This is a genomic window from Stenotrophomonas sp. TWI1151 (assembly GCF_039673135.1).
GTDB lineage: Bacteria > Pseudomonadota > Gammaproteobacteria > Xanthomonadales > Xanthomonadaceae > Stenotrophomonas.
Window position 1 is genome coordinate 98699 of record NZ_JBDJLA010000012.1, and the last position, 14161, is coordinate 112859.

Sequence of the window (14161 nt, forward strand, 5' to 3'; positions counted from 1 at the left end):
CCTGTGGAAGGAGACGGTGCCAGCATACGCCGCACCGCCCCTGCCCGGAATGCGCCTGCGCAGGACTCAGCGGAACGGCATGCCGCCGCGGCCGCCCATGGCACCCATCATCCCCTTCATGCTGCGCATCATGCCCTTCATGCCGCCGCCGGCCATCTTGCTCATCATCTTTTCCATCTGCTGGAACTGCTTCATGAGCTTGTTGACGTCGGCCGGGGTCAGGCCGGACCCGCGCGCGATACGGGCACGGCGCGAGCCGTTGAGCAGGCCCGGGTTGCGGCGCTCCTTCTTGGTCATCGAGTTGATGATCGCGATCATGCGCGGCACGTCCTTGCCCTGGCTGACCTGCTGCTTGAGGTGATCAGGGATCTGGCCCAGGCCCGGCAGCTTGTCCATCAGGCCGCCGATGCCGCCCATGTTCTGCATCTGCTCCAGCTGGTCGCGCATGTCGTTCAGATCGAACTTCTTGCCCTTGGCGACCTTCTCGGCCAGCTTCTGGGCCTTGTCCTTGTCGACCTGCTGCTCAACCTGCTCCACCAGCGACAGCACGTCGCCCATGTCCAGGATGCGGCTGGCGATACGGTCCGGGTGGAACACATCCAGACCGTCCGGCTTTTCGCTCACACCGACGAACTTGATCGGCTTGCCGGTGATGTAGCGCACGCTCAGCGCGGCACCGCCGCGGGCGTCACCGTCGGTCTTGGTCAGCACCACGCCGGTCAGCGGCAGTGCATCGCCGAAGGCCTTGGCGGTATTGGCGGCATCCTGGCCGGTCATGGCATCGACCACGAACAGCGTTTCGGCCGGGTTGACCGCGGCGTGCAGCGCCTTGATCTCGGCCATCATCGCTTCGTCGATGGCCAGGCGACCGGCGGTATCGACGATCAGCACATCCACGAACGACTTGCGGGCGTCATCGATGGCGGCGCGGACGATGGCTTCCGGCTTCTGGTCGGCGGTGGACGGAAAGAACAGCACACCGACCTGGTCAGCCAGGGTCTTGAGCTGCTCGATCGCGGCCGGACGGTAGACGTCGGCCGAGACCACCATCACCTTCTTCTTGCGCTTTTCCTTGAGGTGCTTGGCCAGCTTGCCCACCGTGGTGGTCTTGCCCGCACCCTGCAGGCCGGCCATCAGGATGATCGCCGGCGCCGGCACGTTGAGGTTCAGGTCCGAGGCGGCCGAGCCCATGACCGCGGTCAGCTCGTCGCGCACGACCTTGATCAGCGCCTGACCCGGGGTCAGCGACTTGAGCACTTCCTGGCCGACCGCACGCACCTTGATGCGTTCGACCAGCGCCTGCACCACGGGCAGCGCGACGTCGGCTTCAAGCAGCGCGATGCGGACTTCGCGGGTGGCCTCGCGGATGTTTTCCTCGGTCAGGCGACCGCGGCCGCGCAGCCGCTCGATGGTGCCGGAGAGGCGCTGGGTCAGGGACTCGAACATGGAAGCGACCTGTTCAGAACAAAAGACAATGAGACCGCCAGTATAACGGTTCCGCCCCGGCTCCCGGACCGGCCCTGACGGCGGCGCTGCGGGCATCGCCAGCACCCCGGGGGTATGCGAAACTGACACGATGACAATCGTTCTCATCGCGACCCTGCTGTACCTGACCGCCACCGGCCTGCTGGTGCGTGCGGTCGTCCGCGATGACGCGGTGACCTCCCCGGCCTGGCTGTGGCCGGCGCTGCCGGCGATGCTGCTGCACGGCGGCTATCACGTGCTGGTGGCGATGCGTACCAGCGGCGGGCCGGACATGCACTTCTTCGCCGCCCTGTCGCTGGTCGGGCTGGGCATGGCGTGGCTGACCTCGCTGGTCGCTGCGCGCGGGCGCATGGCGGCACTTGGCGTCCTGGTGTTCCCGATGGCCGCCGTGGTGCTGTGGATCTATCACGCCTACGGCCACGAGCCGAGCAAGCCGCTGGGCTGGCAATTGGCCACGCACGCGTGGATGGCGCTGCTCGCCTACGCCACCCTGAGCGTGGCCGCGTTGCTGGCGATCATGCTGTGGCTGCAGGAACGCGCCCTGCGCCGCCGTGATTTCCGCCCGTGGCTGCGCGCCCTGCCCCCGCTGGCCGACCTGGAAGCCCTGCTGTTCCGGGTGATCGCGGTCGGCTTTGCGCTGCTCACGCTGACCCTGGTCACCGGCGTGCTGTTCGTCGATGACCTGCTGGCGCAGAAGCTGGTGCACAAGACCGTGCTCAGCATCCTGTCCTGGATCGTGTTTGGCACGCTGCTGATCGGGCGCCGCCGTTACGGCTGGCGCGGCGCGAAGGCGGTGCATTGGACCCTGACCGCGATGGCGTTGCTGCTGCTGGCGTTCTTCGGCAGCCAGTTCGTGATCGAGCTGGTGTTCGGGCGCACGCGATAGAAGCGTGCCGACCAACGGTCGGCACCTACCCGTGCACCGCATGCCGATCGTTGGTCGGCACCCACCGGTGCACCGCGTACCGATCGCTGGTCGGCACGCGGCCCCGAACATCGCAGGTAGATGCCGACCGTTGGTCGGCATGCCGCGTTACAGCGCGTCGATCGCCTCGGACAACCGCTCCACCGCGATCACCTCCATGCCCTTCACGCTGCCGGTCTTCGGCGCGTTCGCCTTGGGCACGATCGCGCGCTTGAAGCCATGCGTCGCTGCTTCGCGCAGGCGATCCTCACCGTTGGGCACGGGGCGGATCTCGCCGGACAGGCCCACCTCGCCGAAGGCGATCGTCTTCTCGGCCAGCGGCCGGTCCTGCAGCGAGGACAGCACCGCCAGCAGCACCGGCAGATCGGCGGCGGTCTCCTGCACGCGGATGCCACCCACCACATTGACGAACACGTCCTGGTCGCCCACCAGCACGCCGCCATGACGGTGCAGCACCGCCAGCAGCATCGCCAGGCGGTTCTGCTCCAGACCCACCGCCACCCGGCGCGGGTTGGACAGCGGTGAGGCATCCACCAGTGCCTGTACTTCCACCAGCAGCGGGCGCGTGCCCTCGCGGGTCACCATCACGCAGCTGCCCGGCTGCTGGGTGCTGCCGCCGGAGAGGAAGATCGCCGAGGGGTTGGAGACCTCTTTGAGGCCCTTCTCGCCCATCGCGAACACGCCCAGCTCGTTGACCGCGCCGAAGCGGTTCTTGAACGCCCGCAGCAGGCGGAATCGGCTGCCGCTCTCGCCTTCGAAGTACAGCACCGCGTCGACCATGTGTTCGAGCACGCGCGGGCCGGCGATGCCGCCCTCCTTGGTCACGTGACCGACCAGGAACACGGCGGTGCCGGTTTCCTTGGCAAAGCGCACCAGGCGTGCGGCGCTCTCACGCACCTGGCTGACCGAGCCGGGCGCGGCGGTCAGCGATTCGGTCCACAGCGTCTGCACCGAATCGGCCACGATCAGCCGCGGCTTGGCCACGCTGGCATGCTGCAGGATCGCCTCGACCTGGGTTTCGGCCAGCGCGTTGACGTTGTCCAGCGGCAGATCCAGGCGGACCGCACGGCCCGCGACCTGCGAGAGCGATTCCTCACCGGTGATGTACAGCACCGGCAAGCTGGCAGCCATCTTCGCCACCGCCTGCAGCAGCAGTGTGGATTTGCCGATGCCCGGATCGCCACCGACCAGCACCACCGCGCCTTCGACCAGGCCACCGCCGAGCACGCGGTCGAACTCGCCGATGCCGGTGCTCACCCGCAGGTGTTCGGTCTGCTGTACGTCCTTGAGCGCCATGATCTTCGGCGCATCGACCTTGCCGGCCCAGCCGGAACGTCGCGAGGCCGGCGAGGACTTGGTGGGCGTCGCGCTTTCCAGCGTGATTTCGCTGAGCGTGTTCCAGACCCCGCACTCGGTGCACTGGCCTTGCCACTTGCTGTATTCGGCGCCGCATTCACTGCAGACGTAAGCGGTGAGTCGCTTGGCCATGTCCACTTCCGCTTCAGAATCGATGGGGCAGGATAGCCGAGCCGCGTCGCAGCAACCGAGACGCCGAGCGCCCCCGCTCAAGATTCCGGCCCCGATGCCGATACTCCGGCGGGCCACTGCCCTCCTTCAACCTTTTCCAGGCTTCTCAATGACCGGCACCTACAGCCAGAGTCTTGTCGTGTTCTCGCTGCTCGTCGCCATCCTCGCCTCGTACACCGCGCTGGACATGGCCGGTCGCCTGGCCAGTACCCGCGGCCGGGTCGCCCGCTGGTGGCTGGCCGGTGGTGCCGGCGCGATGGGCCTGGGCATCTGGTCGATGCACTTCATCGGCATGCTCGCCTTCCACCTGCCGATCCCGGTCGGCTATGACCTGGCCATTACCCTGTACTCGCTGGCCGTGTCGGTGGGCGCCTCGGCGTATGCGTTGTGGCTGGTCTCGCGTGCAGAGCTGCCGTGGTCGCGACTGTGCGCAGGCGCGGTGCTGATGGGGCTGGGCATCGCCGCCATGCACTACCTGGGTATGGCCGCGCTGGAGATGCAGCCGGGCATCGACTACGACCCGTTGTGGTTTGCCGCCTCGATCCTGATCGCGATCGGCGCGGCCGGTGCGGCGCTGTGGATCGCCTTCCGGCTGCGCCTGGAACAGCGCAGGCCGTTCCTGCTGCGCGGCCTGGCCTCGCTGGTGATGGGCCTGGCCATCGTCGGCATGCACTACACCGGGATGGCCGCAGCCAACTTCCCCGAGGGTGCGCTGTGCGGCGCGGCGTACGGCCAGGGCATCGATACCAAATGGCTGGCCGTGCTGGTGATCGTGACGACACTGGCCACGCTGGGGATCGCGTTGATCGCCTCGGTGTTCGATCGCCAGATGCGTACCCGCACCGGCCTGCTGGCCGATTCGCTGGCGCAGGCCAACGAGAAGCTGATGCAGGCCGCCCTGCACGACCCGCTGACCCAGCTGCCCAACCGCATGCTGCTGCAGGACCGGATCGAGCAGGCCATCGAGAAGGCACAACGCCGGCAGTTCAGCTTCGCGGTGATGTTCTGCGACCTCGATGGTTTCAAGGCGATCAACGATGCCTACGGCCACCAGCTCGGCGACAAACTCCTGATCCAGGTCAGCGAGCGGATCACCGCGCTGCTGCGTGCGCAGGACACGTTCGCGCGGCTGGGCGGGGACGAGTTCGTCATCGTGTTCCAGGTGGAAGATCCGGAAGACGCAGCGGTGGTCGCCGAACGCATCATCGCCAGCGTGGCCGAACCGTTCGAGATCGATGCGCTGGAACTGCAGGTCAGCGCCAGCCTGGGCATCGCGCTGTACCCGGCCGATGCCACCACCGAGCGCGACCTGATGGCCCACGCCGATGCGGTGATGTACCACACCAAGGATTCGGGCCGGAACGGGTATACCTTCTTTACCCAGTCACTCAACGTCAGCGCCAACCGCCAGCTGAAACTGCTGCAGGAGCTGCGCAAGGCGGTCAGCCGCAGCGAGCTGGTGCTGCACTATCAGCCCAAGTTCCAGGCCAACGGCAACGCGCTGATCGGGGCCGAGGCGCTGGTGCGCTGGCAGCACCCGGAACTGGGCCTGCTGTCGCCGGATGCGTTCATCCCGATCGCGGAGCGCAGTGGGCTGATCCTGTCCATCGGCGACTGGGTGCTCGACCGGGCCTGCGCGCAGCTGCGCCACTGGCACGATGCCGGGCATCCGGACTGGACGATGGCGGTGAATCTGTCGCCGCTGCAGTTCGGCTCCAGCACGCTGCTCGAGACCGTGCAGCGCACGCTGGACAAGCATGGGCTGGACCCGAAGCGGCTGACCCTGGAGATCACCGAGACCACCGCGATGCGCGATGTGGAAGCCAGCCTGCTGATCCTGCACGGACTGACCGCGATGGGCGTGAACATCTCCATCGATGATTTCGGCACCGGCTACTCCAGCCTGCTCTATCTCAAGCGCATGCCGGCCACGGAGCTGAAGATCGACCGCGCCTTCGTGCACGATCTGGAAGACAACGCCGAGGATGCGGCGATCGTCTCCTCGATCATCGCGCTGGGTCGCTCGCTGCAGCTGCAGATCGTCGCCGAGGGCGTGGAGACCGCCGGCCAACGCCAGTACCTGAGCGACATGGGGTGCGATCAGCTGCAGGGGTACCACCTCGGGCGGCCGGTGGATGCCGTGGAGTTCATGCGACTGGCGAAGGCGGCGTAACGCGCGGCACCACCGCCATCACATCACCCAACAAAAAGGCCGCCCGAGGGCGGCCTTTCTGCGTGTGGCAACGTCGCGAAGACGTCAGTGCATCATGTGCACGTTCATGTTGTGCATGACCCACAGCGAACCGGCGACGATGATGCCCATCACCACGACGGTGAAGGCCGCCGCGCTGACGTTCCAGCGCTGTTCCGAGGAGCGGTCCAGGTGCAGGAAGAACACCAGGTGCACCAGGATCTGCAGCACCGCGGCAACGACGATGATGACGCCGGTGGTGAAGCGCGGCAGGTCGCCATGCATGACCGCCCAGAACGGGATGATGGTCAGCACGGCGGCCAGGACGAAGCCGATCAGGTAAGACTTGACGCTGCCATGGCTTTCGCCGGCAGCGCTGTGGCCATGATCGTGTGCGTGATTGTCATGTGCGGCCATTACAGCGCTCCATTCAGATAGACGACGGAGAACACGCCGATCCAGATCAGATCCAGGAAGTGCCAGAACAGGCTCAGGCACGCCATGCGGGTCTTGTTGGTCTGGGTCAGGCCGTTCTGCTTGATCTGGATGAACATGATCAGCAGCCACAGCAGACCCGCGCTCACGTGCAGACCGTGGGTACCGACCAGCGCGAAGAACGCCGACAGGAACGCACTATGGTCCGGACCGTAGCCCTGATGGATCAGGTGGTTGAACTCCCACACTTCCATGCACATGAAGCCGAAGCCCAGCAGCCAGGTCAGGGCCAGCCATGCGTACATCTGGCCCACCTTCTGCTTGTGCATGGCGATCATGCCCAGGCCGAAGGTCAGCGAGGAGACCAGCAGCAGCGTGGTTTCCCAGGCGACGAAGGACAGTTCGAACAGGTCCTTCGGGCCGGGGCCGCCGTCGGTGCCGCCAGACAGCACGATGTAGGTCGCAAACAGCGTGGCGAAGATGAGGCAATCGCTCATCAGGTACACCCAGAAACCGAAGACGGTATTGCCGCCGGTGTCGTGGTGCTCGTGGTCGTCATGGCCGTGGGCCGCCGCGTGCGCGGCGTGCCCAGGGTTCATGGTGTTGGGGATAGTGGTGCTCATGCCTTCAGCTCCGATTTCACCAGGCCCTGCGCCACCAGGTGGCGACGGTGCTCATTTTCGATCCGCTCCACTTCCGCGGCCGGCACGTAGTAATCCACGTCCTTGTCGAAGGTGCGCCAGATGAAGGTGCCGATCATGCCGACCAGACCCACGATGGCCAGCCACCAGATGTGCCAGATCATCGCAAAGCCGAACACCAGGCTGAAGGCGCCGATCACCACACCGGTGCCGGTGTTGCGCGGCATGTGGATGTCGGTGTACTTGGCCGGGCGTTCCCACGCCTCACCGCGCTGCTTGCGCTCCCAGAACTCGTCCAGTTCGTTGACGCGCGGCAGCGAGCCGAAGTTGTAGAACGACGGCGGCGAAGAGGTTTCCCACTCCAGCGTACGGGCGTCCCACGGATCGCCGGTCAGGTCGGCGGTCTTCTTGCGGTCACGGATCGACACGGCGATCTGGATGATCTGGCACAGGATGCCGGCACCGATGATGAAGGCACCACACATGGCGATGATCAGCAGCGGCTGATATTCCATGTTCGGGTAGCTCTGCATGCGGCGGGTCATGCCCATGAAGCCCAGGATGTACAGCGGCATGAAGGCCACATAGAAGCCGATGAACCAGCACCAGAACGCGCGCTTGCCCCAGGTTTCATTGAGGCGGAAGCCGAACATCTTCGGCCACCAGTAGGTGATGCCGGCGAACATGCCGAACACCACGCCGCCGATGATGACGTTGTGGAAGTGGGCAATCAGGAACAGGCTGTTGTGCAGCACGAAATCGATGGCCGGGATCGCCAGCATCACGCCGGTCATGCCGCCGATGGTGAAGGTGACCATGAAGCCGATCGTCCACAGCACCGGGGTCGTGAACTGCACGCGACCGCGGAACATGGTGAACAGCCAGTTGAAGATTTTCACGCCGGTCGGGATCGAGATGATCATCGTCGTGATGCCGAAGAAGGCATTGACGTTGGCACCCGAGCCCATGGTGAAGAAGTGGTGCAGCCAGACCAGGAACGACAGCACGCCGATGCAGGCGGTGGCGTAGACCATGCCCTTGTAGCCGAACAGCGCCTTGCGCGAGAACGTGGCGATGACCTCGGAGAACACGCCGAAGGCCGGCAGGACCAGGATATAGACTTCCGGGTGACCCCAGATCCAGATCAGGTTGATGTACAGCATGGCGTTGCCGCCACCGTCATTGGTGAAGAAATGCGTGCCCAGGTAACGATCCAGGGTCAGCAGCACCAGGGTGATGGTCAGCACCGGGAAGGCGGCGATGATCAGCACGTTGGTGACCAGCGCGGTCCAGGTGAAGATCGGCATCTGCATCAGCTTCATGCCGGGGGTGCGCATCTTCAAGATGGTGATGAAGAAGTTGATGCCGCTCAGCGTGGTACCCAGGCCGGCGACCTGCAGGCCCCAGATGTAGTAATCGACACCTACCCCTGGACTGTATTCCTTGCCTGACAACGGCGGGAAGGCCAGCCAGCCGGTCTGCGCGAACTCACCGACACCCAGCGAGATCATCACCAGGCCCGCGCCCGCCACGAACAGCCAGAAGCTGAGCGAGTTGACGAACGGGAAGGCCACGTCGCGTGCGCCGATCTGCAGCGGCACGACAACGTTCATCAGGCCGGTGATCAGCGGCATCGCCACGAAGAAGATCATGATCACGCCGTGGGCGGTGAAGATCTGGTCGTAGTGATGCGGAGGCAGGATGCCCTCGTTGCCGCCAGCGGCCATGGCCTGCTGGACACGCATCATGATCGCGTCGGCGAAGCCGCGCAGCAGCATGACGAAGGCGACGATGAGGTACATCACGCCGATCTTCTTGTGGTCGACCGAGGTGAACCACTCTTTCCAGAGATAGCCCCACAGCTTGAACTTGGTGATCAGGGCCAACACCAGCAGGCCGCCGATACCAGCACCGATCAACGTGGTGATGATGATCGGGTCATGCGGGATGTCGGCAAAGGTCAATTTACCCAACAGATTCATGGTCATTCTCCCGAGCCGCCGTGACCGGTGTGACCGGCTGCGGCGTGCTCGTCTGCAGTGTGTTCGGCGTGTGCAGCAGCATCGCCTTCAGCCATCGCGTGGCCGTCGTGCGATTCACCGGCGGCCGGCATGGTGTGGCCTTCGTGGCTTTCGCCCTCGGCGCCGTCATGCTTCATGGCCTTGTGGTCGTGCTTCATGCCGTAGTGCTGGTTGTCGCCCATGTGCTTGGCGATGACCCAGTCGAACAGGCCGGCCTCGGTGGTACCGAAGTAGGTCACCGGGTGCCAGTCATGGTTCTTTTCGGCCGTCAGCGCAGCAAAGGCGGTCTTGTCCAGGGTCGCGCTTTCGGCACGCACCTTGGTCAGCCACTGCTGGTACTCCGCCTCGGTCACCGAGTGCGCGGAGAAATGCATCTTGCTGAAGCCCGCGCCGCTGTAATGCGAGGACATGCCCGGGAACTCACCGGTCTCGTTGGCGATCAGGTGGAGTTTGGTCTCCATGGCCGTCATCGAGTAGATCATGCTGCCCAGGTGCGGAATGAAGAACGCATTCATCACCGTATCGGACGTGATCTTGAAGTTCAGCGGGGTATCCACCGGGAAGGTGATCTCGTTGACGGTGGCGATGTTCTCTTCGGGATAGATGAAGAGCCACTTCCAGTCCAGCGAGATGGCTTCGATCACCACCGGCTTCTTGTCCGAGTCCAGCGGACGATACGGATCCAGCGCGTGCGAGGAACGCCAGGTCAGCACGGCCAGCACCAGCACGATCATGCACGGGATCGACCAGACCACCACTTCGATGGCCGTGGAATGCGACCACTTCGGCTCATAGCGGGCCTTGGTGTTGGTCGCACGGTACTTCCACGCGAAGGTGAGGGTCATGATGATGACCGGCACGACAACCAGCAGCATCAGCACGGTCGCCGTGATGAGCAGGGTCTTCTCGTCGTGGCCGATCTGGCCCTTGGGGTTGAGGATGGCCGAGTTGCAGCCCGTCAGGAACACGGACAACGCAAACAGCAGGCCCGGACGCAGGAAGCGTCCAAGGGGTTTCAACGGAATCATCGGTCGATCCAATTGCGTAGGGAATGCCAGTTCAAGCCCGCCTCCGTCCCAGCCAAAGCCGGTGGTGCCGGTCCAAGGGGACAGGCACGAAGGACGATCATGTCAGCCTTCTAATTTTAGGCCGTCACGCATCATTTAAGAAAGGCATTGACAATGATCCAGCGCAGGAAAGGCCTGTTTTGGGCTGCGACACGTTGTCGCAGTGCCGGGCAATGACCCGATTCGGCAACATTTCGGCCCTTGTATAGACATGAACGGGTCAGCTCCGAGGCTGCGGCTGCCAGCCTCACCGGCGGCGGCGCTCAGGGGGGCAGTACCTGATTGGCGCAGCTTGCGCCACTGACGAAGTCCGCCAGGTTGCGCAGCGTGATGGCCGAGATTTCCTGCAGCGCCTCCACCGTGAAAAAGCCCTGGTGCCCGGTCACCAGCACATTGGGGAAGGTCATCAGACGCTGGAACGCGTCATCGTCGATGATTTCGCCGGACCGGTCCTGGAAGAACAGCCCGCTCTCCTGCTCGTACACATCGATGGCCAGATGCCCCAGGCGCCGTGACTTCAGCGCGCGGATCACCGCATGGGTATCCACCAGCCCACCGCGCGAGGTATTGACCAGCATCGCCCCGGGCTTCATCCCGGCAAGTGACGCATCGTCGATCAGGTGATGGGTGTCCGGCGTCAGCGGGCAGTGCAGCGAGACGACATCCGCGCGGGCGAGCAGCTCGTCCAGCGCGACCGACGTGCCGATCGCAGCGAACGCCGCCGACGGATACGGATCGTGGCCCAGCACGGTGCAGCCCATGCCCTTGAAGATGCGGGCCGTGGCCAGGCCGATCTGCCCGGTGCCGACGATGCCCACCGTTTTGCCATGCAACGTACGGCCCAGCAGGCCATCGAGCATGAAGTTGCCCTCGCGCACCCGGTTGTAGGCGCGGTGGGTCCGGCGGTTGAGCGTCATCACCAGCGCCAGCGCGTGTTCGGCCACGGCCTCCGGCGAATACGCGGGCACACGGGCCACGAACAGGCCCAGCTGCTCCGCCGCTGCGAGGTCGACATTATTGAAGCCGGCGCAGCGCAGCAGGACCGCGCGCACGCCCATTGCCTGCAGCGCCTGCAGTACCGGGGCATCCAGCCGGTCATTCACGAACACGCAGACCGCCTCGCACTCCTGCGCCAGCGCCGCGGTATGCAGATCCAGCGCGGCATCGAAGTACAGAAACTCGAACGGCTGCCCTGCCCCGCGGCGCTGGCTGGCCTCATCGAGAAACTGCTGGTCGTACGGGCGGGCGCTGAATACTGCGATCTTCATGAGGGTGATCCCCGGGAGTTCGAGCATGACCATACCGCAGTACACTCCGGCCAACTGCCTGGAGCCTGCCGTGTCCCTGACTGCCCGCCTTCTCCGCTGGACCGCCACGCCGGTGGGCCGACGCGCCCTGTTCGCAATCACTGCCGCGATCGTGACCCTGATGGCCTGCAATCCATTGCTTGCACCACTGCTGCCCGTAGTGGATGCGCTGGGGCTGGATGTGCTGATCCTGCTGATCGGTGCCCAGGCCATGACCTTGTTGCCTTGGGTGCGGCTGCATGCCAGCCGTATCGCCCGCGCCGCGGCCCGTTTACTGCTGGATACGCTCGCAGGGGCCATCGCAGGTTTCATCGGCGGTTATCTGCGGCAACTGGTATTCAGCACGGGGGCGCGTTGGACCCACGCGCGCCCGTGACCTAGTATTCGGCCCTTGCAAGACGCCATGGGTGGATGTGCGTGAAGAGTTTCGAGCGGTTCAACGGGCGCCGAAGCGGTGCGGGTAAAGCGGTCGCGATCCTGTCACACGGCTTTGGTACCGATCAGACCGCATGGAACGCCCTGCGCCCCTGGTTTGAAGCACGCTTTGATGTGATCTCCTTCGATCTTGCCGGCTGCGGTCCGCAAGGTGCGCAGACCTACGATTTCGAACGGCACGGTTCGCTGTTCGGCTATGCCGACGATCTGATCGACATTCTGGACGAGCTGGACGTGCGTGACTGCACCTACATCGGCCACTCGATGAGCGGCATGATCGGCGCGGCCGCCGCCGTTGCACGCCCAGAGCTGTTCGAGCGCCTGGTCATCATCGGTGCGTCGCCGCGTTATCTCGACGACGACGGCTACACCGGCGGCTTCCAGCCGCAGGACCTGGAGCAGCTGTTCGAGAGCATGCGCGCCAACTACCAGGCCTGGATCGCCGGCTTCGCCCCGATGGTCGTCGGCGTGGAGGACAGCGCGGTTGTCGCCGATTTCTCCAATACGCTGTTCCAGATGCGCCCGGATATCGCCCTCAATACGTCGCGCACGATCTTCACCTCCGATCTGCGCAGCCTGGCTGCGCGGGTTTCCACGCCGGTCCACCTCATCCAGACCGCGCACGACGTGGCGGTACCGGTCGCCGTCGGCCACTGGCTGGCCAACGCGATCGATGGCGCCACCCTGGATGTGATCGATGCCTCGGGTCATCTTCCGCACATGACCGCGCCGGATGACGTCATGCGCATCCTTGAACAGCGACTGGCGGGCACCGCGTTGTGACGACGTCCGACAGTGACGCGCTGGCGGCCCTGTGCCAGTTCGCCCGCCTCGCCTCCCACGCTGACCTGGTGATGGCGGTGGAGGTGGACGCCGGCGGCAGGGCGACCTGGGCGGTGTCAGCCCCGGCACTGCCCTCGCCGAGCTTCAACCTGGCGCGCAGCGGCATCCTCGAGGCGCGCTGGACCGGCGAGGCCATGGACGCAGCGGACTTCCGGCTGCCGACGGCGATCATCCATGCCCTGGAAGGCCGCCCCGCCCGCCTGCTGTACGTTCCGGCCCCCTCCCACGGCGCGCCGCTGAGTGGCCTGCTGCTGCTTTGGCGAAGCCCCCCTGCCCCGGCAGCCTTGACGGCACAGGTGCCACTGCTGGCCACGAGCGTGGCCCGGCTGCTGTCCGCACGGCGCGAAGCCGCACGCGGCACGATCGTCCGCAATCAGTTCCTGGATCTGTTTGAAAGCGTGCCGGCGGGCATCGTGCTGATCGACGGCGATGGCGTCGGGGCGGCTGTCAACGAGCACGCCGCGGAGCTGCTGGGCTGCACGGCAGGCAATCACCGCGCGGCGGATCTGGCCGGCCCGATGCGCGCCCTGCGTCAACGCTGCGACAACCACGCCGAGCTGGAAGTGGCCTACAGCGCCCAGATGAACAACGACCAGTTCGCCGCCAAGCAGAACTGGACCCTGGGCGAGCGCACCTTCGAAGTGGACACCCATCCGGTGCGCGGCAACGGCGCACACGGGCGCATCTGGCTGTTCACCGATGTCACCGCCGATCTGCTGATGGCCGCCGAGCTGCGCCGCCTCGCCTCCTCCGATCCCTTGACCGGCGTCCCCAACCGCCGTCATTTCGAAGAATGCTCGGTCCAGATCATCGCCGCCCGCGAAGCCAACGGCCGCGCCGTCGCGGTGCTGATGGTGGACGTGGATCACTTCAAGAAGATCAACGATACCTACGGCCATCCGGTCGGCGATGAAGTCCTCAAGGTGGTCGCCAAGCGCTGCCGCGACGCCCTGCGGGAGCGCGATCTGTTCGCCCGCTTCGGCGGCGAAGAGTTCATCGCCCTGCTGGCGGCGTCCGCCGTCGATGAGATTCCCGCCGCCGCCGGACGGTTGCGCAGTGCGGTGGCGGCTGAACCCATCCTCGTGGGCGGCGAGCGCATCACTGTCTCTGTCAGCGTCGGGGGCGCGATCGGCGAGGCGCTGCCGGGCGGCGACCAGCGGCTGCTGGAGGCGCTGATCGCCCGGGCGGATGAGGCGCTGTACGACGCCAAGACCAGCGGGCGCAACCGGGTCCGGATGGCGCCGCTGCAGGCCGACCTCATCAACCTCTGAGGCACACGGGCGG

12 protein-coding genes are annotated in these 14161 nt (G+C 65.4%); 5 read left to right on the forward strand and 7 right to left on the reverse strand.

Going from position 1 to position 14161, the window contains the following annotated elements:
* Positions 1–66: 66 nt before the first annotated feature.
* Positions 67–1446, reverse strand: a complete 1380-nt coding sequence (gene ffh / locus ABE422_RS14480; RefSeq protein WP_265309386.1) for a signal recognition particle protein — start codon at positions 1444–1446, stop codon at positions 67–69.
* Between the two features lie 130 nt (positions 1447–1576).
* Here ffh and ccsA point away from each other — a divergent pair, with 130 nt between their 5' ends.
* Complete coding sequence (gene ccsA, locus ABE422_RS14485; protein WP_121043472.1) at positions 1577–2371, forward strand: cytochrome c biogenesis protein CcsA; 795 nt, start codon at positions 1577–1579, stop codon at positions 2369–2371.
* 147 nt (positions 2372–2518) lie between these two features.
* On the opposite strand, the gene radA is transcribed toward ccsA, so the two are convergent.
* Positions 2519–3898, reverse strand: a complete 1380-nt coding sequence (gene radA / locus ABE422_RS14490; protein WP_121043463.1) for a DNA repair protein RadA — start codon at positions 3896–3898, stop codon at positions 2519–2521.
* Positions 3899–4046: 148 nt separating this feature from the next.
* Here radA and ABE422_RS14495 point away from each other — a divergent pair, with 148 nt between their 5' ends.
* Entirely contained in the window at positions 4047–6110 is a 2064-nt protein-coding gene (locus tag ABE422_RS14495) for a bifunctional diguanylate cyclase/phosphodiesterase (RefSeq protein WP_346483217.1), read from the forward strand.
* A gap of 84 nt (positions 6111–6194) precedes the next feature.
* On the opposite strand, the gene cyoD is transcribed toward ABE422_RS14495, so the two are convergent.
* The 5 genes from cyoD to ABE422_RS14520 form a co-directional block, all read right to left on the reverse strand.
* Positions 6195–6545 (reverse strand): cytochrome o ubiquinol oxidase subunit IV, encoded by a 351-nt coding sequence (cyoD, locus tag ABE422_RS14500; RefSeq protein ID WP_346483218.1) that lies wholly within the window; start codon positions 6543–6545, stop codon positions 6195–6197.
* Entirely contained in the window at positions 6545–7186 is a 642-nt protein-coding gene (gene cyoC, locus ABE422_RS14505) for a cytochrome o ubiquinol oxidase subunit III (RefSeq protein WP_183073819.1), read from the reverse strand. Before cyoC ends, cyoD begins: the two co-directional genes overlap by 1 nt.
* Entirely contained in the window at positions 7183–9180 is a 1998-nt protein-coding gene (gene cyoB / locus ABE422_RS14510) for a cytochrome o ubiquinol oxidase subunit I (protein WP_313211122.1), read from the reverse strand. Before cyoB ends, cyoC begins: the two co-directional genes overlap by 4 nt.
* 8 nt (positions 9181–9188) lie before the next feature.
* The gene (gene cyoA / locus ABE422_RS14515) at positions 9189–10253 is read right to left on the reverse strand and encodes a ubiquinol oxidase subunit II (RefSeq protein WP_313211101.1); all 1065 of its coding nucleotides are present in this window, start codon (positions 10251–10253) and stop codon (positions 9189–9191) included.
* Between the two features lie 302 nt (positions 10254–10555).
* Entirely contained in the window at positions 10556–11560 is a 1005-nt protein-coding gene (locus tag ABE422_RS14520) for a 2-hydroxyacid dehydrogenase (RefSeq protein ID WP_313211100.1), read from the reverse strand.
* 70 nt (positions 11561–11630) lie between these two features.
* Here ABE422_RS14520 and ABE422_RS14525 point away from each other — a divergent pair, with 70 nt between their 5' ends.
* The 3 genes from ABE422_RS14525 to ABE422_RS14535 are packed head-to-tail and all read left to right on the forward strand — an operon-like array spanning position 11631 to position 14148.
* Complete coding sequence (locus tag ABE422_RS14525; RefSeq protein ID WP_313211099.1) at positions 11631–11975, forward strand: hypothetical protein; 345 nt, start codon at positions 11631–11633, stop codon at positions 11973–11975.
* A 35-nt stretch (positions 11976–12010) separates the two neighbouring features.
* The gene (locus ABE422_RS14530) at positions 12011–12817 is read left to right on the forward strand and encodes an alpha/beta hydrolase (protein ID WP_346483219.1); all 807 of its coding nucleotides are present in this window, start codon (positions 12011–12013) and stop codon (positions 12815–12817) included.
* Positions 12814–14148, forward strand: a complete 1335-nt coding sequence (locus ABE422_RS14535) for a sensor domain-containing diguanylate cyclase (protein WP_346483220.1) — start codon at positions 12814–12816, stop codon at positions 14146–14148. Before ABE422_RS14530 ends, ABE422_RS14535 begins: the two co-directional genes overlap by 4 nt.
* Positions 14149–14161: the final 13 nt, after the last annotated feature.